This is a genomic window from Ewingella sp. CoE-038-23 (assembly GCF_040419245.1).
GTDB lineage: Bacteria > Pseudomonadota > Gammaproteobacteria > Enterobacterales > Enterobacteriaceae > Ewingella > Ewingella allii.
The window spans coordinates 4,255,015-4,280,145 of record NZ_JAZHOH010000001.1 but is presented as its reverse complement, the minus strand read 5'-3'; the positions used below and the strand labels follow the sequence as shown (position 1 = coordinate 4,280,145).

Annotated in this window: 21 protein-coding genes; 13 read left to right on the top strand and 8 right to left on the bottom strand. The window is 52.3% G+C overall.

The genetic code is table 11. From position 1 onward, the window contains the following. Positions 1 to 39: 39 nt before the first annotated feature. Positions 40 to 489 (bottom strand): universal stress protein UspA, encoded by a 450-nt coding sequence (gene uspA, locus V2154_RS20570; protein WP_353503652.1) that lies wholly within the window; start codon positions 487 to 489, stop codon positions 40 to 42. 348 nt (positions 490 to 837) lie between these two features. On the opposite strand from uspA, the gene uspB reads away from it, so the two are divergent. Further along, entirely contained in the window at positions 838 to 1,173 is a 336-nt protein-coding gene (uspB, locus tag V2154_RS20565; protein WP_034793963.1) for a universal stress protein UspB, read from the top strand. A gap of 123 nt (positions 1,174 to 1,296) precedes the next feature. Here the strand turns inward: uspB and pitA are convergent, their stop codons facing one another. Next, on the bottom strand, positions 1,297 to 2,811 hold the full coding sequence (gene pitA / locus V2154_RS20560; protein ID WP_353503651.1) for an inorganic phosphate transporter PitA: 1,515 nt from the start codon (positions 2,809 to 2,811) through the stop codon (positions 1,297 to 1,299). 346 nt (positions 2,812 to 3,157) lie between these two features. Here pitA and V2154_RS20555 point away from each other — a divergent pair, with 346 nt between their 5' ends. Then, positions 3,158 to 4,354, top strand: coding sequence for a BaiN/RdsA family NAD(P)/FAD-dependent oxidoreductase (locus V2154_RS20555; RefSeq protein ID WP_353503650.1), 1,197 nt, complete (start codon positions 3,158 to 3,160; stop codon positions 4,352 to 4,354). Positions 4,355 to 4,451: 97 nt separating this feature from the next. Here the strand turns inward: V2154_RS20555 and V2154_RS20550 are convergent, their stop codons facing one another. Continuing rightward, positions 4,452 to 5,660, bottom strand: coding sequence for an MFS transporter (locus V2154_RS20550; RefSeq protein WP_353503649.1), 1,209 nt, complete (start codon positions 5,658 to 5,660; stop codon positions 4,452 to 4,454). A 492-nt stretch (positions 5,661 to 6,152) separates the two neighbouring features. Here V2154_RS20550 and V2154_RS20545 point away from each other — a divergent pair, with 492 nt between their 5' ends. Both V2154_RS20545 and V2154_RS20540 read left to right on the top strand, forming a co-directional pair. Next, positions 6,153 to 7,070 carry a LysR family transcriptional regulator gene (locus V2154_RS20545; protein WP_353503648.1) on the top strand — a complete coding sequence of 306 codons (918 nt, stop codon included), beginning with the start codon at positions 6,153 to 6,155 and terminating at the stop codon, positions 7,068 to 7,070. A 306-nt stretch (positions 7,071 to 7,376) separates the two neighbouring features. Beyond that, complete coding sequence (locus V2154_RS20540; protein WP_353503647.1) at positions 7,377 to 8,750, top strand: hypothetical protein; 1,374 nt, start codon at positions 7,377 to 7,379, stop codon at positions 8,748 to 8,750. A 621-nt stretch (positions 8,751 to 9,371) separates the two neighbouring features. Here the strand turns inward: V2154_RS20540 and olsF are convergent. After that, positions 9,372 to 11,087 carry a bifunctional ornithine lipid synthase OlsF gene (gene olsF / locus V2154_RS20535; protein ID WP_353503646.1) on the bottom strand — a complete coding sequence of 572 codons (1,716 nt, stop codon included), beginning with the start codon at positions 11,085 to 11,087 and terminating at the stop codon, positions 9,372 to 9,374. Positions 11,088 to 11,251: 164 nt separating this feature from the next. Here olsF and V2154_RS20530 point away from each other — a divergent pair, with 164 nt between their 5' ends. Then, entirely contained in the window at positions 11,252 to 12,232 is a 981-nt protein-coding gene (locus V2154_RS20530; RefSeq protein ID WP_353503645.1) for an alpha/beta hydrolase, read from the top strand. 51 nt (positions 12,233 to 12,283) lie between these two features. Here the strand turns inward: V2154_RS20530 and V2154_RS20525 are convergent, their stop codons facing one another. Continuing rightward, positions 12,284 to 12,811 carry a GNAT family N-acetyltransferase gene (locus tag V2154_RS20525; protein ID WP_353503644.1) on the bottom strand — a complete coding sequence of 176 codons (528 nt, stop codon included), beginning with the start codon at positions 12,809 to 12,811 and terminating at the stop codon, positions 12,284 to 12,286. 539 nt (positions 12,812 to 13,350) lie between these two features. Here V2154_RS20525 and V2154_RS20520 point away from each other — a divergent pair. The 5 genes from V2154_RS20520 (at position 13,351) to licT (ending at position 19,913) form a co-directional block, all read left to right on the top strand. Next, entirely contained in the window at positions 13,351 to 14,046 is a 696-nt protein-coding gene (locus V2154_RS20520; RefSeq protein WP_353503643.1) for a pirin family protein, read from the top strand. A 204-nt stretch (positions 14,047 to 14,250) separates the two neighbouring features. Then, the gene (gene gntR, locus V2154_RS20515; protein ID WP_353504041.1) at positions 14,251 to 15,249 is read left to right on the top strand and encodes a gluconate operon transcriptional repressor GntR; all 999 of its coding nucleotides are present in this window, start codon (positions 14,251 to 14,253) and stop codon (positions 15,247 to 15,249) included. A gap of 371 nt (positions 15,250 to 15,620) precedes the next feature. After that, a complete protein-coding gene (locus V2154_RS20510) occupies positions 15,621 to 17,504 on the top strand; it encodes a beta-glucoside-specific PTS transporter subunit IIABC (RefSeq protein ID WP_353503642.1) in 1,884 nt (627 codons plus the stop codon). Between the two features lie 19 nt (positions 17,505 to 17,523). Then, positions 17,524 to 18,933 carry a glycoside hydrolase family 1 protein gene (locus tag V2154_RS20505; RefSeq protein ID WP_353503641.1) on the top strand — a complete coding sequence of 470 codons (1,410 nt, stop codon included), beginning with the start codon at positions 17,524 to 17,526 and terminating at the stop codon, positions 18,931 to 18,933. Positions 18,934 to 19,085: 152 nt separating this feature from the next. After that, on the top strand, positions 19,086 to 19,913 hold the full coding sequence (licT, locus tag V2154_RS20500) for a BglG family transcription antiterminator LicT (protein ID WP_353503640.1): 828 nt from the start codon (positions 19,086 to 19,088) through the stop codon (positions 19,911 to 19,913). A gap of 121 nt (positions 19,914 to 20,034) precedes the next feature. On the opposite strand, the gene V2154_RS20495 is transcribed toward licT, so the two are convergent. Beyond that, entirely contained in the window at positions 20,035 to 20,553 is a 519-nt protein-coding gene (locus tag V2154_RS20495) for a gluconokinase (RefSeq protein WP_353503639.1), read from the bottom strand. A gap of 246 nt (positions 20,554 to 20,799) precedes the next feature. On the opposite strand from V2154_RS20495, the gene gntT reads away from it, so the two are divergent. Both gntT and V2154_RS20485 read left to right on the top strand, forming a co-directional pair. Beyond that, a complete protein-coding gene (gene gntT / locus V2154_RS20490; protein ID WP_353503638.1) occupies positions 20,800 to 22,116 on the top strand; it encodes a gluconate transporter in 1,317 nt (438 codons plus the stop codon). Between the two features lie 143 nt (positions 22,117 to 22,259). Next, positions 22,260 to 22,394 carry a hypothetical protein gene (locus V2154_RS20485; protein WP_353503637.1) on the top strand — a complete coding sequence of 45 codons (135 nt, stop codon included), beginning with the start codon at positions 22,260 to 22,262 and terminating at the stop codon, positions 22,392 to 22,394. 73 nt (positions 22,395 to 22,467) lie between these two features. Here V2154_RS20485 and V2154_RS20480 read toward each other — a convergent pair whose 3' ends face one another. Together V2154_RS20480 and V2154_RS20475 are read right to left on the bottom strand one after the other, a co-directional pair. Continuing rightward, complete coding sequence (locus V2154_RS20480) at positions 22,468 to 22,791, bottom strand: helix-turn-helix domain-containing protein (protein ID WP_154145695.1); 324 nt, start codon at positions 22,789 to 22,791, stop codon at positions 22,468 to 22,470. A 32-nt stretch (positions 22,792 to 22,823) separates the two neighbouring features. Further along, positions 22,824 to 23,417, bottom strand: a complete 594-nt coding sequence (locus V2154_RS20475; RefSeq protein ID WP_034793928.1) for a YhgN family NAAT transporter — start codon at positions 23,415 to 23,417, stop codon at positions 22,824 to 22,826. A 291-nt stretch (positions 23,418 to 23,708) separates the two neighbouring features. Between V2154_RS20475 and asd the strand changes: the two genes are divergently transcribed. After that, complete coding sequence (gene asd / locus V2154_RS20470) at positions 23,709 to 24,812, top strand: aspartate-semialdehyde dehydrogenase (RefSeq protein WP_353503636.1); 1,104 nt, start codon at positions 23,709 to 23,711, stop codon at positions 24,810 to 24,812. Positions 24,813 to 25,131 lie beyond the last annotated feature (319 nt).

Here is a 25,131-nt window from a genome sequence, read left to right as displayed (position 1 = left end):
AGCATCTCCTTTTCTTCATGTAACGCGGGACCGGCGGGATTAGTCGATGGCGGCTTCGTCTTCTTCGTCACGCAGAGGGACGATCAGCATATCGATGTGTACGGTGTTGATCAGCTGGCGCGCGGAGGACATCAGCTTGCTCCAGAAGTCCTGATGATGGCCGCACAGCACCAAATCGACGTCATATTTCTTAATAGCATCAACCAGCACCTGGGCTAAATCACCGCTGCCGCTCAGGGTTTCTGAAATCGGATAGCCGGCATTCTGGGACAGCTCGTTCAACGCGTGGTGAGTCTCTTCAGAAATGCGTTTCTGCATGTCTCCCAAATTCACGTCAATCAGGCCGGTGTACAGGTCGGAATAATTTACGTCAACATGAATGAGTGACACTTTGGCGTTATAAGGACGCGCCATAGAAACCGCTTTCTCTACCAGTACTTTGCTTTCAGGGGAAAGATCAACCGCAATGAGTATGTGTTTGTAAGACATGAGAAAACTCCTTCCATAAGTCAGTTAATAACCATTTCAGCATCATGCGAGTTCCATGTCTTAAGTATAGCGCTAAAACGGACAGATAAATCAAGCGCATCGCCCGCGTTTCTGGCAAGAGATAAATACTTCCCCACTTTTTTATATCGTTTCCTACACTCAATATTAGGGGGCCGACGCAATATGCCTGCGCCCCCGAGTTTCTGCACGAGTTAGGAGGGCGGGCGAGAGGTTGCCCGGGGGGTGTGATGTCATAAGAGGTTGGGCGGGGTCGCAAAGCGTCATCACTAAGGACAGCCCGTTTTTCTGATGGTTGTCTGCGTGATGAACCCGTCTTGAGGGGGAATTATGATCAGTCCCGTTGCGCTGTTTTGGGCTTTATGTTTTGTCTTCGTCGTGAATATGCTGCGCTATTACTCTTCTTTGCGGGCGCTACTGGTGGTGCTGCGTGACTGCGATCCGCTGCTTTATCAGTACGTCGATGGGCGGGGATTCTTCACCACCCACGGGCAGCCGAGTAAGCAAATTAGACTGGTGAGCTACATCTATGCTCAGCGCTATACCGATCATCACGACCCTGAGTTTATTCGCCGTTGTGAGCGAGTGCGCGGTCAGTTTATGTTAACCACGGCGCTGTGCGGGCTAATCCTCGTCAGTATGTTAGCGATGCTCATTTGGTTCTAATCTACAGGTTTTATTGTTCAGCTAAGGGAGGGGGTTTTGCTTTTCCAGCCAATAAAAAAGGCGACTTGCTATTAACAAGTCGCCTTTTGCATTTATTAACCTAACTCAAATCAACTTATCAAATTAGATAAGTTTCAGCGCGATCCAGTACAGGCTACCTGAAAGCACAATCGACACCGGCAGGGTTAAGATCCATGCCATGGCGATGCTTTTCACGGTTTTGCTCTGCACGCCGCCGCCGTCAACCAGCATGGTACCGGCAACCGCTGAAGAGAGTACGTGGGTGGTGGATACCGGCATACCGGTATAACTTGCCACGCCAATCGACAGTGCGGCGGTCAGCTGGGCTGACAGGCCCTGCGCGTAGGTCATACCTTTCTTGCCAATCTTCTCGCCGATGGTGGTCGCAACGCGCTTCCAGCCAATCATCGTACCCAGCGCCAAGGCCAGTGCGACGGCAATAATGATCCATAGCGGCGCGTACTCTACCGTTTGCAGAATGTCGCCTTTCAGGTTGCCCAGGAAGCGTTTATCGGCTGAAGAGGTTTCTTCCAACTTCGCGGCTTTGTCTGCGGTATCGGCCACGCACATCAGCAGGCGGCGCATGTGACTGCGCTGCTCTGGCGACAGGTCGCTGTAAGATTGCAGATTCGCCAGCAGTGATTGCGCGCGATCGATAGCGTCCAGCGCGTGTGAGCTATCGCAGTGGAACACTTTCTCTTTCTGCGTATCTGCGGCATCAGCCGCCGCTTCGTCCGGCGTTGGCACCAGCGGCGTCAGCGCCACCACGTGCGGCAGGGCGTCGCTGTGCTGCTGATAATATTGCTGCAAGTGAGTCACTGCGTCACGGGTACGCGCGATGTCGTAACCGGTGGCATTCATATTCAGCACGAAGCCCGCAGGCGCAACACCAATCAACACCAGCATAATCAGACCAATGCCTTTCTGACCGTCGTTCGCACCGTGTGAGAAGCTCACGCCGATAGCAGACAGGATCAGGCCGATACGGGTCCAGAATGGCGGCTTCTTCTTGCCGTCTTTCTTTTCACGCTCAGCAGGCGTCAGGTGAATACGCGCGTGTTTCTTGGTGCCGCTCCAGTAGCGACGCAAAATGAAGATCATCGCCCCCGCCATAATCATCCCCACCAGTGGAGAGACAATCAGCGACGCGAAAATACCTATCATTTTGGGAATGTTTAACGCATCGACCACCGAGCTGTGAGTCACTAATGCATTAGTCAAACCGACGCCGATGATGGCACCAATCAGGGTATGGGAGCTGGAGGCCGGAAGGCCAAAATACCAAGTGCCGAGGTTCCAGATGATGGCGGCGAGCAGCATGGAGAACACCATGGCCAGACCGTGGGTGGAACCGACATTCAGTAGCAGGTCAGTCGGCAAGAGGTGAACGATGGCATAAGCCACACTCAATCCGCCGAGAATAACGCCTAAGAAGTTAAATACCCCAGCCATAACGACCGCAAGTTGCGAGCGCATTGCACGGGTATAGATGACGGTAGCTACTGCGTTAGCCGTATCATGGAAGCCGTTGATAGCTTCGTAGAACAGCACAAACAGTAACGCGAGGATCAACAACGAACCGGTATGGATGTCTAACCCGGCAAATAAATGCAGCATAATTGTTACGCCAGTTTGTGGTCATGAACGCCGCGCATTATCTGCGAGAACGGGGCGACGGTAAAAGGAAAATATGACATTTTTTTGACTAAAAGCAGGTTGATTTTGTAGCTTGTTCGAAGTAACTCTTTTCAAATCAGAAGGTTACTCCTCCGTCTTTCATGACACATTTCGTTACCAGCGCCATCTATTTACTTTCCCGGCTGGCATCAGCTCCTTCCGCACCTTACAATCGCCGCCCGTGACAGGTTTCTGGCGACTATTTAGCCTGCTTTTCTGTCAAAAAAAGTACAGCAATCAGTACAACTTTAAACGTAGTTGAAGATCAGAAAAAAGTGAGGCCGATGTGGAACAGGTTGATGTAGTCGTGGTTGGCGCAGGCGCTGCGGGCATGTTTTGTGCCGCGCTGGCGGGTCAGGGTGGCCGCCGCGTTGTGCTGCTCGACAACGGCAAAAAAGCGGGCCGAAAAATCCTCATGTCAGGGGGTGGGCGCTGTAACTTCACCAATCTGTATGCCGAACCGGCGGCTTATCTTTCCAACAATCCGCATTTCTGCAAATCGGCGCTGGCGCGCTACACCCAGTGGGATTTCATCGACATGGTTAACCGCCATGGCATCGCGTGGCATGAGAAAACCCTCGGCCAGCTGTTCTGCGATGACTCGGCGCAGCAAATCGTCGCTATGCTGGAGAGTGAATGCGCGAAGGGCAAGGTGGAAATCCGCCTGCGCAGCGAAATCACCTCGGTGGTGAAAACCGAAACTGGCTTTGAAATCAATGTGAACGGCTCAACTGTAAGTACTCACTCACTTGTTGTGGCGAGCGGCGGATTATCCATGCCGGGCCTCGGCGCATCGCCATGGGGATATCGCCTGGCGGAGCAATTTGGCCTGAAAGTGCTACCAACCCGAGCCGGCTTGGTGCCCTTTACGCTGCATAAGCCGCTGTTGGACCATCTGCAGACCCTGTCCGGCGTTTCGGTGCCGTCGGTTTTGACTGCCGAAGACGGCACGGTGTTTCGCGAAAGCATCCTGTTCACCCATCGCGGCATGTCCGGCCCGGCGGTTTTACAGCTTTCCAGCTACTGGCAGCCAGGCGAGTTTGTGAGCGTTAACTTACTTCCTGAGCTAGATTTAGCCGGCTTTTTGAACGATCAGCGCCAGCAGCACCCTAACCAAAGCCTGAAAAATACGCTGGCGATGCAGCTGCCGAAGCGTCTGGTTGAGTGTCTGCAAACCCTCGGCCAAATTCCCGATGTCACCCTCAAGCAGCTCAACGTGCCGCAGCAGGCAGAATTAGTCGAACAGCTACAAAACTGGCGCGTTCAGCCGAACGGTACCGAAGGCTATCGCACGGCGGAAGTCACCCTCGGCGGCGTCGACACCAAAGAGCTGTCATCCAAAACCATGGGCGCCACCAAGGTATCCGGCCTGTACTTCATCGGCGAAGTGGTTGACGTCACCGGCTGGCTCGGCGGCTACAATTTCCAGTGGGCCTGGAGCTCGGCGTGGGCCTGCGCGCAGGAGCTGGTGCGCGCCGGATGATCATAAAATCGCACTGAGGTAGCTCAGCCCAGAACGTCGATTGGGTCGCTCATCTAATCAACTCCACGACGTGCTGGACTGAGTGGCACTCTTATTTTTAGTTAAGAGTGGCCTTTTCACGCATCAGCTTGGGGTCTTCGTTGGATATTTGCTTGTAAGCCAATACCGATGAAAAAGAGGCTAACAGGCAGCAGACGAAGGCAAAGAGAAATACGGCGGGATAGCCAAATAGTGACACAATGCCTCCGCCCACCAGTCCTGCAATTAAGATCCCTATATCAAAACAAGACTCATAGGTACTCAGCGCCAGACCGATATTTTCATCAGGCATACTTTTTAATGCCGGAAGGGCAAGCAAGGGGTAAATCATTGACAGGCCGAATCCTGTTAAGAAAGAGCCCAGCATTGCCTCGTAGGGATGAGATGAAAGTGCAATCAATAATAAACCAATGGCTTCAATGGCAATTGAAAACAGTGTCAGTTTTAAACCTGAACTGTCTGCTTTCCACCCCAAGGTTAGTCTTGAAACAACATAACCTACGCCAAATAGAGCTAAGGCGACGGCTGCCTGACTTCCCCATCCATTTTTAATAAAATAGAGCACGAGAAACGTCGTAATAGAGGCATAACCTATATTGGCCAGCGAGAATCCCGATCCCGCTTTCCATATTCTTTGGATCGCATAGGAAAGTTTCGCGTGATTTTTTTCGGGATGCGTTGCCACAGGTTTAATGATGGCGACGAGCAAAAGACCAAACGCAGGTAGAACCGTCATAGCAATAGCAGAAATAGTAATACCAGTGTGGTAATACGACCATGTACCTGCATAATTACCCAGCGCTAAGCCCAGGAACATGGCAATACCCACCCAAGACATAATTTTCCCGGCATGTTCTCGACCGACGAGGCCAATAGGCCATGTGCCACTGCAAGTAAAAATTAAGCTTTCGCCAATACCCATGAGTATTCGCGAAAAAATAATGACAGATAAAGCGACTTTAGCTGAATCAATAAAACCGAATGAAAATAAACATAATAGCCCCGCCAGCAAGGTGAGGGACAGTCCCAGCACCATACCTTTTCGTGGTCCATGATTGTCAGAATATCGACCAGCGGCTGCTCGAGAAAACAGTGTTGATAATGATTCAGTGGCGACAACCAGACCAACATAAAAAGCGGAATACCCCAAGGACTCATTAATATATAGAGGCAATGTCGCGAGGGATAATCCAAGTGTTGTTATAGCGATAAAAAGAATGCTCGCGACGCAGCTCGCAGCAATAATATTATTCTTTATCTTATACATGACTATTTTCCTCGTAAATGACCTTGTCCTCGTTAAGCGTTATTCGGCCTTCAAGAAATGCCCGGACAGCCCGATAGATCATCTTTTTTTCGGCCAGAAGAATCGCTTCTTTCAGGTCACTCTCAGTCATTCCATTCGCTATTCTGACGGGTTCCTGATCAATAATAGGCCTTGTTGATACCCATAGTATAAAGCCGAGAACTTCTCGTTGAGTTATATTATTTACCGTTATATTTAATTTGCATATGCGGAATGTGTGCCTGAAATAACGCGCTGTGTATTAGATGCGTTTTTTCTTTGCAACAAGAATAACGCTGAGTCTCCTTGTTAACTATTCCATTATTGATATGCAGTACTGTTAATTTAATTTTCTATCAAGGTATGACCGATGATAAATGGTAATTGGAGAATAAATTCAACGTAATGATTTGTAAATCCCTCTAACCGACCTTACACTAAAGAAAAAATGTCTTTAATGCGTATAAGGTCATTATGGAAAGCCTTAAGGGGATGACCGCGTTCGTTTCTGCCGCTGAGCTTCTCAGTTATGCAGGTGCGGGCCGAGTTCTGGGTGTCTCTTCTTCCGCCATTGCTAAAAGTGTAGCCAGACTTGAGAACGAGCTGGGGGTTAGGCTTTTCTACAGAACAACCCGCAGTATTGGGCTAACGGAAGAAGGTGCGATTTTTTATGAGCGTTGTAAGCATATACTGGATGATATTTACGACGCACAGGCGATGATTTCGTCCACGCGGTCGCGTCCTAAGGGCAGACTGCGTGTGAGCGTGCCGCAGATCTTCGGCCACAATCTGCTTATGCCATTGCTACCTGAGTTCCTAAAGGTGTATCCAGAAATCGAACTCGATATCGATTTTGAGGATCGTGTGATTGATATAATTGGCGAAGGGATAGATATTGCGGTGAGAAGTGGGGAGCTCAGGGATACGCGATTGATTGGTCATCGGCTAGGGGAGCAGCATTTTGTTGTTTGTGGTTCTAAAAGTTATTTAGAAAAACAGGGTACTCCCCAGGACCCTACCGATCTCGTCAAACATAATTGTATCCATTTTAAATATCCCTCAAATGGTCTCCTCGCCCAATGGTCGTTTTCAGCGCCTAATACACACTTAAGTCTTCCCCGTAATCTTATCTTTAATAATACGGATGCCGGGTTACGCGCTGCCATTGATGGACTCGGTATTGCCCATTTACCTGTTTATGTTGCGGAAAGCGCGATAAAAAATAAACTTCTGCAACCGATACTCACCGAGTTTATGGTTCCCCTTGGTTCATTATCACTTATTTGGCCCTCTAATCGGCATCTGTCTCCCAAGGTCCGGGCTTTTGTAGACTTCATTATTAATGAAGTGCGTGCCAACCCAGCGATGTTCGAGCCAAAATGGCTGGAATAAATAACCGAAATTTCTTTTAGACCTTATTCGGAATATGCGCCGCGCTCAGTAAAAATAAAAAGGCTGCCGTTTCGCGGCTTTTGGTTAGCGCACTGACTGGTTTTAACTAAACAGCTTCACGAAGCTGGTCATATTTTCCTGACCGAGATCCTGCGCCAAGGCCGAGTACGGCGATTTGGCTCATTATTGGGTAGGCTGATTAACATCTGCACAGCGGGCGGAACTAACCCAAACGATTATCCACTCAAATCTTCGTCATCTGAAGACAACTTTGATATTCATCATCGAATCGAATGGATACTCACCATGCCAAACCCATATAACTACGGAATGCCGAATAATAATTACATTTATCGGCCGCCCGAACCGCCTGCTCATCCGCAAAATTATATTTATCAGCAGCCTGCGCTGCCGAATAATCAGCAGATTTATCAACAACCTAATAATGGTAATTGGGGACCGATGCCGGCCGCACCGCGTCCAGGGAATGTGCCGCTGCCGCCGGTGCATGTGCCGATGCCACCACCGCCGATTAACAGTCTCTATGCGTCGACCAGCAATCATCGGCAGTACGACTATGTGCCGATGCCACCGCCGCCGCACCCGAAAATCATTCCGCTGCCTGCCTATGAGCCGCCGCGCCAGAATAATTTACATCCGCTGGCCCAGCAGGAAGTCAGGCGCAATCCGCTACCTTCCACCAGCCGACCGCCTGCTGCTCCACCGGCGCAAAGCAGCTCGCGCCCTCGCGCCAACACCCTTGCCGCCACGCCGCCGAAGTTTGACGTGCGCGGCAATGATGTCGCCGCCACGCAGCGGGAGTCGCGCTGGGCAGTACATTTATGGAGCAATATGAGCAGCAGTCAGACCAGCCTATTGGTCAACCATATGCACCAGATGATTGGCACCCTGCGCTCGTGCGAAAGCCGTTTCAGCGAATTCACTGCGGGCATGGACAAAGCGACGGTGGCCGATTTGCACCGGGGTTTAAGGAAGGCCGGGGAGCTGGAGCGCGAATTAAAAGATTGGTCGCGTTCAGGCGAAAGCAGCGCCGTGCTGGCTAACCGTTTGCAGGGCTCCATCAAGCAAACCATCGACGTGCTGGGTAGCGCGATGAACTACTACAAGCCCGCCGTCTCCCAGCAAATTCGCTCCCAATCGGTGTTTACCGATCGCGGCAGGCAGAAGATTCGTTCCGACCAGGTGCGCAGCAGCAGTCGCGAAAACCGCCACGCGGGGATTGTCGACACGTTGAACCGACGCCCCTCCACGGAGAACTTTTTCCCGCAGCGCATCAACCATGCAAAATCGAGCAATGAGCGCATCCCAACCTCTGACACGGCCAAGCGCTTTAAGGTCAGCGGCACGCCATTTATCGCCGGTGCGTCGGGGACGGGGCAGTTTGTTATTCAGCATCTGGAGATGTCGAAGCCCTTCGCCCAGTGTTCGTCGCAAGAGAAGCAAAGCCGGGAAAAAATCCTGATAATGTACGCCGCGCTGATGACGCTTTCCGGACATCACAGCGTTATGGAAACCCTGATGATCGGCAGAAAACTTGGCTATCTGGCGGACCTCCCCGATCCGCTGCAAGGCCCCGGCGGCTATGACAAATGCATGAAAGCCCTCGACTCGCGTCTGCGCAGCATGGGAATGGACGCCAACGTGAGATTGCGGGCTTAACAACAGGGCAGCTTCGCGATGGGGAAGCTGCCTTTTTCGCCATTTATCATCCCCTAACTACTTGTATGAGTATTGAAACTATAGCTGATAGGTCATATTTTAGGCATATGAGACTTATAGGGAGAGGAAAATGGGGAACTTCAAACAACTCGTGGCGAAGCAGTCGCCCGAAAGCCAACAACGCATTGCAGAGAAAAGGGAACAGTTGCGAAGTGAAATAAAAAAGGCGCAGTTTCCTGCGCCTCTGGCGTGATGTTGACTCTACTCGCTTCTAGAAACTAACCTTCACCCCGACCCTGGCAATGATGAGCCATCGGCTGTCAGATCAAGCCCTGAGCCAGCCATCGCAGTGACGGCCGCGTTATCATCGGAAACTAGCATATTTTTGAGCGCCAGGGATTGGCCCCGCTGCTGATTAAGATACCTTCGCATTACTGCCATTGACCACCACGCGGAATGTGGGATGAAAACACCCGGCGCGCCGCGAAGCTGGCGTACTGAGTGGTGCTGTCACGCAATATAGAGAATGGAGATAACGTCGGCAGTCAGGCGCGTCCTACCTGCTTGTAGGACGCATCTGAAGATAAGGAAAAGGATGATAAATCGGTAGGAAAGTGCCGTTTAGGCGGATTTCTGACACTGATGCACGCCAATGTAACGCTCAAACTTGGCAGTTTTGAGTTGGCTCAAATCCACCAAGACCAGTCCGTCAATGCAGTTATTGAACGCCGGGTCTGAGCCGAAGTCGATAAACTGCACGCCGCCCGCCTCGCACAGCTCGGTGTACTGCTTGTACAGCGGCGGAATGGCGCAGCCCAGATTACTCAACATTCTTTTCAGGCGCTGAAGGTCTTCGGCATAGTCCTCGCCGGAGAACTGCGCCAGCACGTCGGGCAGCGAAGCCGGATAAGGGCGGCGCGAAGTCGCCAGCGGCAGGGTCGGAGCAAAGTAAATCCGGTAGAAGGCAATCAGCAGGTCGCGAGCCGCCAGAGGCAGGCCGCCGGAAATCGACACCGGGCCAAACAGATAGCGGGTTTGCGGATACTTCGCCAGATAGGCCCCAATGCCCAGCCACAGGTAGTCGAGGCCGCGTTTCCCCCAGTAGGCGGGTTGGATAAAGCTGCGGCCAAGCTCAATGCCCTGGGCTAAAATCGGGTCCATCTGATGGCCGTAATGGAACAGGCTCTGGCTATAAATAGTGTCGATGCCGTGCTCCTGCACGTGATCCGCGGTCGGCATAAAACGGTAGGCGCCAACGATTTCCAAATCCTGCGGATCCCACAACACCAGGTGATAATAGCTGTCGTCATAGCTGTCGAGGTCGCGGCGACGGCCACTGCCTTCACCCACCGCGCGGAAGGCGATTTCGCGCAGACGCCCCAGCTCGCGCAGGATCGGCACATAGTCCTCGCCGTTGCGGCGATAAAGATAGATAAGCTTGCCGTCCGGCGTCTGCCCCAGCTTTTCACTGCCTTCAAGCGCCCGTTTCAGCACGGCGCGGTCTTCGGCGCGGGCAATGGCCGACTCTGACTGGAACAGCCCCTCTTTGCCTTGCCCAAGGCGATAAACGTGGCGACGAAAACGCTCGGCTAAATCATTGGCGTGGGTGTGTCCGTCGTGCCAACTGGCATAAGGAATCCGCGCGCCAATCTGCAATTTCAAACTGTTGCCGCGCTGGCGGAACATTTCCCGCACCAGCAGCAGCGAAGAGAGCGGGCGATAAACCAGCGAGCTGAGATAGAACAGCGCGCTGTTATTGCCACTGATGTGCACCGGCACAATGGGCGCGCGCACCTTGGCGGCCATGCGAATAAAACCGGTATGCCAGCGGCCGTCGCGCACCCCTTTCGAACTCAGGCGCGACACCTCGCCCGCCGGGAAGACAACCAGCACGCCCTGGTTTTCCAAATGCTCTTGCATCGCGGAGACCTGCGAGCGCTGTGTGCGATTGCCCATATTATCCACCGGAATCATCAGGCTGCTGATGGACTCCACGCGCGATAACAGGCGGTTGGCCATCACTTTGACATCCGGACGCACCGAGGCCACGGCATGCAGCAATGCCAGACCGTCTAATGTGCCAATCGGGTGATTCGCAATCACCACCACCGGACCGTAGCTTGGGATCTGCTCCAAATCGCGTTCGGCCAGTTCACAGCGAATATCGAAATATTCTAGCACCTGCTCGACCATATCCATGCCTTTTAGGTGGCGATGCTGGTCGGCAAGCTGGTGGAAGTCTTTCTCGTGGAACAGAGTTTTCAGCAGGCTAAGCTGCCATGACGGGGTTTTACGCTGCGGGTCGAGATCCTGAAGTACGGTGTCCATGCTAAACATAGGCTTGTCCTCCGGTGAAGTTAATCAGAACATAAGCAGCGCGGATGACAGTAAAATGGCAGGTAAGTGACAGAACGGGGAAGTTTGCCCTTTCTGCAAGGGCGGTCATCCACTTCTATACTTACTCCTCACTCACTGAATTCTGGAAATACCGAGGAGCAGAGATGAGCCAAGTTCAAAAAGCCTTATCGCCCGAAAACGCCGCTACCAATCGGCATATTGAAGATTTCCTGACCCAACTCAACAGCGCCGGAGGGAAACCGATGGAGCAGCTGGAGCCAAAAGAAGCGCGGCAGGTGCTGGTGGATGCGCAAAAGTCGGTGGAAGTGAACCTCAGTGGCATCGAAACCAGCGAAAAAGTGATTATTGTTGATGATCACTCGGTGACGCTGTCCATCGTTCGCCCGATTGGTCATAGCAAAAAGCTTCCGGCGTTTATGTTCTTTCACGGCGGTGGCTGGATCCTCGGTGACTTCCCAACCCATAAGCGTTTGGTCCGTGATTTAGTGGTCGGCAGCGGCGCGGTGGCGGTATTCGTTAACTACACGCCATCCCCCGAGGCGCAGTATCCGGTGGCGATCAACGAGGCTTACGCCGCGACTAAATGGGTGGCGGAGCACGGAGATGAAATCAACGTCGACAGTTCGCGGCTGGCAGTGGCCGGTAATAGCGTCGGGGGGAATATGTCCGCCGCCGTGGCCCTGATGGCGAAAGAAAAAGGCGCGCCGCATATCGCCTTCCAGCTGCTGCTTTGGCCGGTCACTGACGCCAATTTCGAGACAGAATCCTACCAGCGTTACCCTGAAGGCTTCTTCCTGACCCGTAATATGATGAAGTGGTTTTGGGACGCTTACACCACCGACGCCGGAAAACGCCAAGAGCTGCACGCCTCGCCGCTTCAAGCCAAACCCGAACAGCTCGCGGGCCTGCCTCCAGCCCTGATCCAAGTCGCCGAATATGATGTTTTACGCGATGAAGGGGAAGCTTATGGCCGCAAGCTCAATGAAGCCGGGGTGGAGGTCACTCTGGTCAGGTATGACGGGCTGATTCATGACTATGGGCTGCTCAACCCGCTGGCTGAAATTCCCGCCGTGAAAGTCGCGCTGGCCCAGGCCGCCGGCGCGTTGAGGCATTATCTGGAGTAGGGCCTTTTGCTCCTCCCCCTGACAAGAGGGAGGAGCAAAACCTAAAAACCATCAAACAGCGCCAGTCGTTACTCGCCCCATATGGTGCGCATCCACGAATTTTCCGTCGCGAACGGCATAGCAGGGACTGGTGCCTTCGATTTCAAACCCAAACTTTTGATACAGCGCCAGCGCCGCCTGGTTGTCGACAAACACGGTCAGCTCGATGCGCCGCACGTTAATCCAGTTATCGCAAAGGTCGGTGATGGTTTTCAGCAGCAGGCTGCCGACGCCTTGGCCGTGATAACTCGCGTCAACGCCCATGCCGAAAGAAGCAACGTGGCGGCGGCGCAGGTTTGGCTCAATTCTTAAGGTTATCTGCCCCACGATCCGATCGCCGTCGCACGCCACATAGCTGAAAAGGCTAGGGGAGGTGTCGGCTAGCCGCTCTTCCCAGCGGGCGAGGGTCGGCAGAGGGAGTTGCAGGGTGTCGCTGTAGAGCTGAGTCTGGGCATAAAGATGATTAAGCTGCGCAGCATCGCTTGGTAATGAATGACGGACGCTGAACTGACTCGATTTGCCGGACTCGTTCTCGCTCATAGCAACTTCCTTTTTTTTTAGAGTGGATGTGGTGTTTACTGCTTGAATAACCTCTGAATTTATCCGTCTTTAAAAAAGAGTCAATCAATAGTTTGGCGAAAAAAAGTGCTTTACAAGTGCGAATGATAATGATTATTATTGTCATGTGTTCCGGAGATGGCCACACACCATGGTCAAACGGGTCTCCAGAATGCACGACATTGCTCACATTGCTTCCAGTGTTTCTTAGCCAGCCGGGTGCTGGCTTTTTTTTTCCGTCATATTTTGAGCTGTGGATGCGTTGGCTGCGGTTGCTCACCCCAGTCACATACCAATGTATGCTTCTGGGGACTCGCAACCTTGCCGCCTTCCCACAACTCAAACTATTTAGGAAAAAATAGTTATCTTTCTTCACACTCTCCTACTTCTCAACACCAACAAATCCTTTGAATTTAGCTGTCTACACTTGTTCATATTATTTGAACAGAGGAGTGAGATTTTTACGCTTTCTTATTCTCCGGCGTTGACTAGACTAGAGAAAACATTGAGGAGAGTTGAACATGATCTACTTACGCAAAGCACAAGAACGCGGTCACGCAAACCATGGCTGGCTTGATAGCTGGCATACGTTCTCCTTCGCCGATTATTATGATGCGAACTTTATGGGTTTCTCCGCGCTGCGGGTGATTAACGAAGATTTTATCGATGCTGGCCAAGGCTTTGGCAAGCACCCGCATAAAGACATGGAAATTCTGACCTACGTGCTGGAAGGCACCGTGGAGCATCAGGACAGCATGGGCAACAAAGAGCAGATCCACGCGGGTGAATTCCAGATTATGAGTGCCGGTACCGGCGTGACGCACTCGGAGTACAACGGCAGCGCAGATAAGAAGCTGCACCTGTACCAGATTTGGATCATTCCTGAAAAAACAGGCATTGCGCCACGTTATGAGCAACGCCTGTTCGATGCGCCTCAGGGCCGCCAGCTGGTGCTGTCGCCAGATGCGCGCGACGGCTCGCTGAAAGTGTTCCAGGATATGGAGCTTTCTCGCTGGGCGCTAAAGAAAGACGAGCAGTCGGTGTATCAGATTTCGGCTGAGCGCCGCGTGTGGATCCAAGTGGTCAAAGGCACCGTTGAGATTAACGGCCAGAAAGCTTCAACCAGCGACGCCTTTGCTATCTGGGATGAAACCGCGCTGTCGATTCACGCCGACGTTGACAGCGAAATCCTGCTGTTTGACCTGCCGCCGGTGTGACGGCAACGTAAGCTGAAATCAGTGCCAGTAGCGCTGATAACTAACGAAAAGCGGCACTTAGGTGTCGCTTTTTTATTGCTCGCCCCCCTTTCTTTTGTTGACCCGCCTCTGATTGCCGCGACGTACAGTTATCCGTCAGGTGGAAACTTTGCTAAGATCACGGCATCAACCCTTAACCCGTTCATTGGCTTTATCTAATTGAAAATATCCAAGAAAAAACGGCCAGTGCTGCAGGACGTTGCCGACAAAGTGGGCATCACCAAAATGACGGTCAGCCGTTATTTGCGCAACCCTGAGCAGGTTTCTGCCGTGCTGCAAGAGAAAATCTCCGCGGCGCTTGATGAACTGGGTTATATCCCGAACCGCGCCCCTGACATTCTTTCCAACGCCAAGAGCCGCGCCATCGGCGTGCTGCTGCCTTCACTGACTAACCAAGTGTTCGCCGAAGTGCTGCGTGGCATTGAAAGCGTCACCGATATTCATGGCTATCAGACCATGCTAGCGCACTACGGCTACAGCCCGGAGCGCGAGGAACAGCGGCTGACGTCGCTGCTCTCTTACAATATCGACGGGCTTATCTTGTCAGAGCGCAACCACACCCCGCGCACCCTGAAGATGATTGAAGTGGCGGGCATCCCAGTAGTGGAAATGATGGATTGCGTCTCGCCCTGCGTCGATTTAGCCGTCGGCTTCAACAACTATGAAGCGGCGCGGCAAATGACCCAGCAGATTATTGCTCGCGGGCATCGCCACGTGGTCTATTTCGGCGCGCGTCAGGATGAGCGAACGCTGATTAAGCAGCAGGGTTACGAACAGGCGATGCGCGAATCGGGGCTGGTGCCTTACAGCGTGATGACCAGCCGCTCGTCGAGTTATTCCGCCGGGGCCGAGCTGCTAAAGCAGGCGCAGCAGGACTGGCCGCAAATCGACAGTATTTTTTGTACCAATGATGACTTGGCGGCCGGGGCGTTTTTCGAATGCCAGCGTCAGGGTCTGCATATCCCTTCGCAAATGGCGATTGCCGGTTTCCACGGCCACAACATGGGGCAGGCGATGGAGCCACAGCTCGCCAGCGTGCTGACGCCGCGCGAACGCATGGGGCAAATTACCGCCGAGAGAATGCTGGCGAGGCTGCGCGGCGAGGCGGTGACGCCGAAGATGGTGGATGTAGGTTTCACCATCTCCGCTGGTGGTAGCATTTAGTCCTTTGGGCCTAGTTTGCTTGCCACTTTGAATCCGCGCTGTGCTCATAACCCTCACGTACTACGTGTACGCTCGGGTTCTTGCGCGCAGTCCGAATCCAAATTGGCTGCGCCACTGACGGCCCATCTTTGCATCTGTTGAGCTAAAATTTGTGCTGTTGCACAAATTTCATTCTATGAGCCTTATCACAGAACGCTATTTCTGCTGTTGTTTGAAGATTTAGACAACGCTATAAACGAGCTTCCGGGACGTTATCAGAGCAGTGCCCTGAGCGAAACCTGATTCGAAGTCTGTCTTAACTGGCAGCCTTCGAATCAGGTTTTTTTTTGGCCGAAATTTGGCAAGTCAGTTCGCTGATTAGGATAAAAACGATGAATATCAAATCTCTGGCAGAAAATTTATTAAGGCTAGTCGGCGGTGAAAGTAACGTCGAGACGGTGGTGCACTGTGCGACGCGCCTGCGGTTTTCCCTGCGTGACAACGAAAAAGCCGACACCGCCGCGATAGAACAGCTGGACGGCGTGATCACTACCGTGAGCGGCTCCGGCCAGTTCCAGATAGTGATTGGTAATCGGGTAGCCGAGGTGTATCGCGAGCTGGGGGAGATCTCCTCCGTGCTGGATGACAACACCAAAAGCCGCGAAAAACCGACCAAACGCAGCGGCAGCCGGATTGGGCAGCTGATTGACATTGTGTCGGCGATTTTCACCCCGCTGCTGGGGGCCATGGCCGCCGCTGGCGTGCTGAAAGGCTTGCTGAACATCGCCACTTCCCAAGGCTGGCTGGATAAAACCGAATCCACTTACATCATCCTGCAAGCCGCCTCCGACAGCCTTTTCTACTTCCTGCCAATCATGCTGGCCATTACCTCGGCGCGGCGTTTTCAGGGCAACGTCTTTGTGGCGGTGTCGATTGCCGGGGCGCTGATTTATCCGTCGATGATTGACCTGTTCACCCGTCAGGTGGAGGTAACCTTCTTCGGCATTCCGGTGGTGATGATGAAGTACACCTCGACGGTGGTGCCGATCATTCTGTCGGTTTACGTCATGTGTCACTTAGAGCGACTGCTGAATAAATTCATTCACGAAACCGTGCGCAACATCATCACGCCGTTCCTGCTGCTGGTGGTGATGGTGCCGCTGACGCTAGTCACGCTGGGGCCGGTGGGGATTTACACCAGCGAGGCGGCGGCGGGCGTTTTCGTTGCCATCTTCAGCTATAACCCGATTATTGCCAGCGCGCTATTCGCCGCGCTGTGGCAGGTGTTCGTCATCTTCGGCATGCACTGGGCCTTTACGCCCGTGATCATCAACGACATTACCGTGCTGGGGCGCAGCACCTTAAAAGCCTCGACGGTACCGGCGGTATTTGCTCAGGCCGGGGCCGTGCTCGGCGTAATGTGCAAAACGCGTAATAAAAAGATGAAAGCGCTGGCGGGAAGTACCTTTATCACCGCGCTGTTTGGCATTACCGAGCCTGCGGTTTACGGCGTAACCCTAAAACTGAAGAAGCCCTTTGTCTGCGCGGTAATTGCCGCTGCGGTCGGCGGCGGCGTGGTGGGTTACTCCAACAGCGCGGCGATTTCTACCGGTATTCCAAGCTTGCTGACCCTGCCGATTTTCTACGGCGAAGGCTTCGGCGGGCTGATCCTCGGCATCGTGATCTCCTTCGTGATGGCGGCGGTACTGACCTACATCGTCGGCTTTGAAGACCCGATTGATGAGTCAGCTCCTGCGCCGTCACCCAGCGCTTCACTTGGGAAAAATGCTAAAACTCAGCCAGTTACCGCCATATCTGCCAATATTGCTGAAGACATTATGGTGCCCGTCACCGGGCGCGTGGTGGCGCTTGAACAGGTCAACGACAAAGTATTCTCCAGCGGCGTGGTGGGGGATGGCATCGCGATCCAGCCCACCGAGGGCAAGGTCTATTCCCCGGTCGATGGAGTCGTGACCGCCACATTTGATTCTGGCCACGCGCTGCATATTTTGTCCGACAACGGGGCTGAAATCCTGATCCACATTGGGCTGGATACCGTCCAGCTCAACGGCCAGCACTACGCCATGCACGTGAAGGAGAATCAGAGCGTGAAGCGCGGAGATTTACTGATCGACTTCGACCTTGCCGCTATCGAAAAAGCCGGTTTTGACACCATCACGCCGGTGATCATCGCTAATTCAGACCGCTATCAAACCTTCCATAAAACGCGTCGGCCTGCCGCCAATACCGGGGATGTCTTGTTGACGCTGTCTTGATGCTCAAAGGAGAAAAAATGTGAAATATTCGGAACTTAAACCTTTCCCGACAGACTTTTTATGGGGCGCTTCCACCTCGGCTTATCAGGTGGAAGGCGCATGGGATGAAGATGGCAAAGGGCCGTCGGTTATCGACGCCCGCCGCGAATACCCGGAAGGCACCACCGACTTTAAAGTTGCCAGCGATCACTATCATCGCTACAAAGAAGACATTGCGATGTTCGCCGAAATTGGCCTGAAGTCGTACCGTTTTTCCATCGCCTGGACGCGAATTATCCCCGACGGCAGTGGCGAAATTAACCCGGCCGGGATCGACTTCTACCATCGGCTGATCGACGAGATCCTCAGCCACGGCATTGTGCCGATCGTCACCATGTACCACTTTGATCTGCCGCAGGCGCTGCAAGAAAAAGGCGGCTGGTACAACCGTGAAACCGTGGATGCCTTCGCCCGCTACGCCGACGTGCTGTTTGATGAATACGGCAGTAAAGTGAAATATTGGCTGACCATCAACGAGCAAAACCTGATGATTTTGCAGGGCGCGGCGCTGGGCACGCTGGATGAAAAGCTGGTGAATCAGAAGAAAAACCTCTACCAGCAAAACCACAATATGCTGGTGGCGCAGGCCAAGGTGATGAATTCACTGCACAATAAGGTCCCGGGAGCGAAAATTGGCCCTGCGCCGAACATTGCGGTGATTTACCCTGCGACATCCAAACCGGAAGATATTCTGGCGGCGTTCAACTACAACGCCATCCGCAACTGGCTCTATCTGGATATGGCGGCGCGCGGCGAATACAACACGCTGGCTTGGCGATATATGGAAGAGAAGGGCTATGCGCCGGAGATTTTGCCGGGGGATATGGAGATCTTGCGCAGCGGCAAGCCGGACTTCATCGCCTTCAACTACTACACCACCCAGGCGGTGGAAGCCAGCCGGGGCGACGGCACCGACGAAGTGATTCGCGGTGGCAATAAGCTGTTGAAATCAGGGGAAGATGGCGTGCATCGCGGCGCGGCGAATGACCACCTGCCGCGCACCCAGTTTGGCACTGAAATTGACCCGGTAGGTTTTCGCAACACGCTGCGTGAAATCTACGATCGCTACCACCTGCCGCTATTAATTACCGAAAATGGCCTGGGGGCCTTCGATAAGCTGGATGAGAATGGGGAAATAAACGACGACTACCGTATCGATTATTTACGCCGCCATCTGGAGCAAATGCAGCTGGCCATCACCGACGGCGTTGAGGTATTTGGCTATACGCCGTGGTCGGCGTTGGATCTAATTTCCACCCATCAGGGCTGTTCTAAGCGCTATGGATTAATTTATGTTAATCGTGACGAATTTGATTTAAAAGATCTGAAGCGTATTCGTAAGTTAAGCTCTTACTGGTATGCGGATGTGATTAAAAATAATGCGCTATAAGCGCGATTAAAGGCGTATAAACGCCATAAGCTGTCTGTTGTTGCCAATAAGGTGATAGCGCATTTCGCGTTATCGCCTTAATGCTTTTATAGGCAATAACCCTTTTAAAACCCTCGCTAAAGTAAGGATCTATCCGGCATGAGAAAACTGGGATGAGAGTCTTAAAAATACTCAGTAATAATGCGGTGATTGCCACGGAAGATGATCAACAAGAAGTGGTGGCGATTGGCCGTGGTATTGGTTTTGGCAAGCAGGTGGGAGACAGTCTGAATACCGCGGATATCGAGAGCCAGTTTGTGAAAAAGGCCAGTGGCATGACGGATATTCTGGCGCAACTGACGGCGGCTATCCCCACGGAATGCTTATTTATTACTCAGGAAATTATCAAGTTAGCTAAAAGCCGTCTCAACATCGAGGCGCAGGAGACGCTGTTCTTCGCGCTAAGCGACCATATTAGTTTTGCCGTTGAGCGCTATAAAAAAGGCATTGAGATAAAGAACATCCTACTCTGGGATATTAAGCAGTTTTATCAGGCGGAGTTTGCCGTTGCCCTCGAGGCTTTGGCGATGATTAACCAAAAATTACATTGTGAACTGCCCGAGGATGAAGCCGGTTTTATTGCTCTGCATCTGGCGAATGCGACCACCAACAATATGCAAAGCACCATGCAGAGTGCCAGCATGATTAAAGATATTCTTAACATCATCAAATATGATTTACGCATCAATTACGATGAAAAGTCTATCGACTATCAGCGCATTATCACTCACCTGAAATTCTTCTCGCTGCGTTTATTAAACCGCACCGAAGTGAATCATGACGATAAAAGTATTTACGCCGGAATTCAGGACGCCATGCCCGTGGCTTATCAGTGCGCGTTAAAGATAAATGATTACGTGCTGAAGAATCACCGCTGTCAGCTGACCACGGATGAAATCATGTTTTTAACCATTCATATCAATCGCTTGAAGCCGGATTGATGTTTTGTTTTTGTCCCTCCATTATTTAGGGGAGGGTTGGGGTTGGCTGTATTGAGCGCGGAATTAAACCACTCCTCATCCCAGCCTTCTCCTCTGAGAGGAGAAGGAGCAAACCTTTTTCCTATTTCGCATTCAGCTTCTGCAATGCCGCTACGCAGCGATCTACCACGCCGTCGAATTTGTGGTCGATATTCACGCGCAGCACATCTGGCTCGTCTTCGCCCGGCTCTTCCAAGGCTTCGAATTGGCTTTTCAGCAAATCCAGCGGCATGAAATGCCCGGCGCGGGCTTTCAGGCGTTCCGAAATAACGTCAACGCTACCTTTTAAATACAAGAAAACCACGCCCTGATTGTCATCACGCAGCGCGTCGCGATAGCGACGTTTGAGCGCGGAGCAGACAATAATGCCGGTTTCGTTTTTATGGTACAGGCTATAGGCCGCGTCGTTCAGGCGTTTGAGCCACGGCGCGCGGTCGTCATCGTTCAGTGGGTGGCCGCTGGCCATTTTCTGGATATTGGCGCGGGGATGAAGGTCATCACCGTCAATAAATTTAGCGTTGATTTCACGCGCCAGTGCTGCGCCTACGGTGGATTTACCGCTGCCTGACACGCCCATCAGAATGATGCTTTGTCCTGCCATAAGTATGATCTCTATCCCAAAATGAAAATTTCGACTGCGGAGTGAGTCCTAATATTAGCATGTTACCGGTATCATGATACCGGTAACAAATGGAGATGTGATTAATATCACAAAGGAATGCACTGCTGATTTAGCGGTCGCGACCTGTACCCGTTGCACTGTTAACTCCTACAACTTATTGAAAATCAAAAATAATGTACCGGCGTTTGATCACCTGCGCTGGAGAAAGCATTAAGGGGAAAAGATATGCCATTAGTTATTGTAGCCGTAGGCGTCGCGCTACTGCTGTTGCTTATGATCCGATTCAAACTCAACGGGTTTATCGCACTGATTCTGGTCGCGCTGGCGGTCGGCATCATGCAGGGTATGCCGGTCGATAAAGTTATCACTTCGATTAAAAACGGGGTTGGCGGCACGCTGGGAAGTCTGGCGCTGATCATGGGCTTTGGTGCCATGCTCGGTAAAATGCTGGCTGACTGCGGGGGTGCGCAGCGTATTGCCACCACGCTGATTAAGAAGTTTGGTAAAGAGTACATTCAATGGGCCGTGGTGCTGACTGGCTTTATCGTCGGCTTTGCGCTGTTCTATGAAGTGGGTTTCGTACTGATGCTGCCGCTGGTATTTACCATCGCCGCCGCCGCGCGCCTGCCGCTGCTATATGTCGGCGTGCCGATGGCGGCTGCGCTGTCCGTGACCCACGGCTTCCTGCCACCACACCCAGGTCCAACGGCGATTGCCACCATCTTCCATGCAGATATGGGTAAAACCCTGCTCTATGGCTCATTGCTGGCCGTACCGACGGTTATCATCGCCGGGCCGCTGTTTGCGCGCTTCCTCAAAGGAATCGACAAGCCGGTGCCAGAAGGCTTATTCAACCCGAAAACCTTTACTGAAGAAGAGATGCCAAGCTTCGGCGTGAGCGTCGCGACGTCGCTGGTGCCGGTGATCCTGATGGCTTTCCGCGCGGTGTGTGAGATGGTGCTGCCGAAGGGCCACGCTATCCTGCCTTACGCAGAATTCTTCGGTGACCCGGTGATGGCAACCCTGATTGCCGTGCTGATTGCTATCTTCACCTTTGGTCTGAACCGTGGCCGTACCATGACAGAAGTGATGGATACCGTGACTGACTCCATCAAAATCATCGCTATGATGCTGTTGATCATCGGCGGTGGCGGTGCGTTCAAACAGGTACTGGTAGACAGCGGCATCGAGCCATACATCGCTAACATCATGAACGGCAGCCACCTGTCGCCAATTCTGCTGGCATGGTCGATTGCGGCAGTGCTGCGTATCGCGCTGGGTTCGGCAACCGTGGCGGCCATTACCGCTGGCGGCATTGCGGCTCCGCTGATTGCCACCACCGGCGTTAGCCCTGAGCTGATGGTTATTTCCGTAGGTTCCGGCAGCCTGATTTTCTCTCACGTTAATGACCCAGGCTTCTGGCTGTTCAAAGAGTATTTCAACCTGACTATCGTCGAGACCTTCAAGTCATGGTCGGTGCTGGAAACCATCATCTCCCTCTGCGGCTTGGGCGGATGTTTGCTGCTGTCGATGGTGGTGTAAAACGTTATCTGTTGAAGTAAAAACAACAGGTTATCAATAAAAACGGCGAGCCATGTGCTCGCCGTTTTTTTATGGGGAAGACAAAAAACTCGCGTTGAACTCTTACCTTGTGAGAGTAAAGTTGCGGTTCAATGGAGATGAACATGAATAAACAACTATTCGAACAACTTCGGCAATCAGCTGAGGAAATGGTGGCGATCCGTAAGGGCGCGATGGCACCTACGCATGTCACTCGTGTGCTGATGCCTCTAGTGGGGAAAAAGCCTTTAAAAGCCTGATAAGATCAGAAGAATTGGAATAAAAAAGGCGAGCCATATACTCGCCGTTTTTTGTTGGTACGGAGTGAGAAGCTTATGCAAAGACGACTTTAATTGTGCCGGTGGTTTGTTTGGATTTAGCGACGACGATTTGTACATCTCGGCCCAGACGGCTCAAGCAATCGAGCATTTTAGCTTCGCTAATACCTCTGAACTGACCGCGTAATAAGCCTGATAACTTAGGCTGGCTCATGCCAAAAAGCTCGGCGGCTGCGACTTGAGTCAAACGTCTGCTTTTCATGATTTCGCCAATCTTTTGTGCCAACTGAGCTTTTACTAACATCTCTTCCGCATTAGGCAAACCAATGTCGGCGTAAACATTGCCGCTGCTTGCTTCGACGTCAATATGGTCATTCATTTTGCATCTCCTTTTGCATGAGCCTCTTTTCACTAAATCTTCAAATACGCCCTAACTCCATCAAGGAACATCTGGGTGGAAAGCATGATCAGCACCAGACCCATCAGGCGTTCGAGGGCGCTGACGCCTTTGTCGCCGAGCAGGCGCAGGAACAGGTTTGACAGCAACAGGATGCACATCGACAGGCCCCAGGCGATGAACAGTGCCAGCGTCAGGTGCGACATCTGATTCGGATATTGATGCGAGAGCAGCATCAGCGTTGCCAGAATCGACGGGCCGGCCACCAGTGGGATTGCCATCGGCACCAGGAAGGGTTCTTCACCCGCCGGTAAGCCGGTGCTGCTTTTCTCTTCTGAAGGGAAAATCATCTTGATGGCGATCAGGAACAGAATAATACCGCCGGAAATCGACACCGTTTCTGTGCGCAGATTGAGGAAGGAGAGGATCTTCTCACCGGCAAACAGGAAAATAAGCATCAGGATCAGCGCGATCAACATCTCGCGGATCAGCACCACCCGACGACGCTTAGGATCTAAATGTTTGAGCACCGACATAAAGATCGGCAGGTTACCTAGTGGGTCCATAATTAAAAACAGCAAAATAGTTGCTGAAATCATTTCGGTCATGACTACCTCAGAAGAGAGTTACCCCCTATACCCGTGGGTATATAGGGATTATTTTTACCTGTTATATAAGTTGTGCTGCTAAAAAAGCCCGCACTATCGATTAAATTCACTTGCCACTTCTACACCATTTTGTAAGGTGGTATACCCGTCTTCGTTTGTTTCGAATAGGTACTGTCTTTTGCCTGTCGCCCGAACGGTTTCCGGGACAAATCCTTTGTGTTGACAGGGTCGTCAGCGCTAAAAAATCAAACTCATTACGCAGCTATCACCTTTCAGGTCAGGACAGTAATTATGAAAAATGTAGGTTTCATTGGCTGGCGCGGTATGGTCGGTTCTGTACTCATGCAACGCATGATTGAAGAACGCGATTTTGACGCCATCCGCCCGGTATTCTTCTCCACCTCGCAACACGGCCAGGCCGCTCCGTCATTTACCGGGCAGCAGGGCACATTGCAGGATGCTTATGATCTCGACGCACTGAGTGCGTTGGACATTATCATTACCTGTCAGGGCGGCGATTATACCAATGAAATCTATCCGAAGCTGCGTCAAATCGGTTGGAATGGCTACTGGATCGACGCAGCATCCTCTTTAAGAATGAACGATGACGCGATCATTATTCTGGACCCGGTCAACAGCGCAGTAATTCATCAGGGTATCGACAAAGGTATTAAGACCTTTGCCGGCGGTAACTGCACCGTCAGCCTGATGCTGATGTCACTCGGCGGCCTGTTTGCCAATGACCTGATTGAGTGGGCCTCTGTCGCCACTTATCAGGCGGCATCTGGCGGCGGCGCGCGTCACATGCGCGAATTGCTGACCCAAATGGGCATGCTGCACAACAACGTGGCGAAAGAGCTGCAAGATCCGGCTTCGGCCATTCTGGATATCGAACGCAAAGTCACTGCGCTGACCCGCAGCGGTACTCTGCCAACCGACAACTTCGGCGTTCCTTTAGCGGGCGGTCTGATCCCTTGGATTGACAAGCAGCTCGACAACGGCCAGACCAAAGAAGAGTGGAAAGGTCAGGCTGAAACCAACAAAATCCTTGGTACTTCAAGCGTGATCCCAGTGGATGGCCTGTGCGTGCGCATCGGCGCGCTGCGCTGCCACAGCCAGGCTTTCACCCTGAAACTAAAAAAAGACGTGTCGATTCCAGAAATCGAACAGATGCTGGCTACCCACAATGACTGGGTTCGCGTGATCCCGAATGACCGTGAAATGTCGATGCGTGAACTGACTCCGGCCGCGGTCACCGGCACCATGAACACCCCGGTTGGGCGTCTGCGTAAGCTGAACATGGGCCCACAGTATCTCTCCGCCTTCACCGTGGGCGACCAGCTGCTGTGGGGGGCCGCTGAGCCTCTGCGCCGCATGCTGCGCATCTTGCTGTAACTCCTGATAATCCTCCCTCGGGGCACCAGCACGGTGTCCCGTTTTAACTCCTTTTATCAAGCACTTCACCCTGTTCCTGTCTCTCCTCCTAGCGCTTTCCCCTGAATTTCAAGACACCCAAAATTCCTCTGCTTATCCACCCTGCCTTTTAACGACCTTTGTCTATGCTTAGTAGATGACCCATTAGAATTTGAGAAGGGGGAAATAGCACATTTTTAGAAACTGTGAACATGAGCGTCGTCGAGCACGTTTAAGCAAAAAATAACGGCACGCGCATCACAGGGCGCATGAGAAAACGGGCGCACAATTTATTTGAGAA

Excerpts from the sequence above, each read along its gene's own strand:
- uspA (WP_353503652.1), bottom strand. The coding sequence starts at position 489 with ATGTCTTACAAACACATACTCATTGCGGTTGATCTTTCCCCTGAAAGC.
- uspB (WP_034793963.1), top strand. The coding sequence starts at position 838 with ATGATCAGTCCCGTTGCGCTGTTTTGGGCTTTATGTTTTGTCTTCGTC.
- pitA (WP_353503651.1), bottom strand. The coding sequence starts at position 2,811 with ATGCTGCATTTATTTGCCGGGTTAGACATCCATACCGGTTCGTTGTTG.
- V2154_RS20550 (WP_353503649.1), bottom strand. The coding sequence starts at position 5,660 with ATGTATAAGATAAAGAATAATATTATTGCTGCGAGCTGCGTCGCGAGC.
- V2154_RS20545 (WP_353503648.1), top strand. The coding sequence starts at position 6,153 with ATGGAAAGCCTTAAGGGGATGACCGCGTTCGTTTCTGCCGCTGAGCTT.
- V2154_RS20540 (WP_353503647.1), top strand. The coding sequence starts at position 7,377 with ATGCCAAACCCATATAACTACGGAATGCCGAATAATAATTACATTTAT.
- olsF (WP_353503646.1), bottom strand. The coding sequence starts at position 11,087 with ATGTTTAGCATGGACACCGTACTTCAGGATCTCGACCCGCAGCGTAAA.
- V2154_RS20530 (WP_353503645.1), top strand. The coding sequence starts at position 11,252 with ATGAGCCAAGTTCAAAAAGCCTTATCGCCCGAAAACGCCGCTACCAAT.
- V2154_RS20525 (WP_353503644.1), bottom strand. The coding sequence starts at position 12,811 with ATGAGCGAGAACGAGTCCGGCAAATCGAGTCAGTTCAGCGTCCGTCAT.
- V2154_RS20520 (WP_353503643.1), top strand. The coding sequence starts at position 13,351 with ATGATCTACTTACGCAAAGCACAAGAACGCGGTCACGCAAACCATGGC.
- V2154_RS20510 (WP_353503642.1), top strand. The coding sequence starts at position 15,621 with ATGAATATCAAATCTCTGGCAGAAAATTTATTAAGGCTAGTCGGCGGT.
- licT (WP_353503640.1), top strand. The coding sequence starts at position 19,086 with ATGAGAGTCTTAAAAATACTCAGTAATAATGCGGTGATTGCCACGGAA.
- V2154_RS20495 (WP_353503639.1), bottom strand. The coding sequence starts at position 20,553 with ATGGCAGGACAAAGCATCATTCTGATGGGCGTGTCAGGCAGCGGTAAA.
- gntT (WP_353503638.1), top strand. The coding sequence starts at position 20,800 with ATGCCATTAGTTATTGTAGCCGTAGGCGTCGCGCTACTGCTGTTGCTT.
- V2154_RS20485 (WP_353503637.1), top strand. The coding sequence starts at position 22,260 with ATGAATAAACAACTATTCGAACAACTTCGGCAATCAGCTGAGGAAATG.
- V2154_RS20480 (WP_154145695.1), bottom strand. The coding sequence starts at position 22,791 with ATGAATGACCATATTGACGTCGAAGCAAGCAGCGGCAATGTTTACGCC.
- V2154_RS20475 (WP_034793928.1), bottom strand. The coding sequence starts at position 23,417 with ATGACCGAAATGATTTCAGCAACTATTTTGCTGTTTTTAATTATGGAC.
- asd (WP_353503636.1), top strand. The coding sequence starts at position 23,709 with ATGAAAAATGTAGGTTTCATTGGCTGGCGCGGTATGGTCGGTTCTGTA.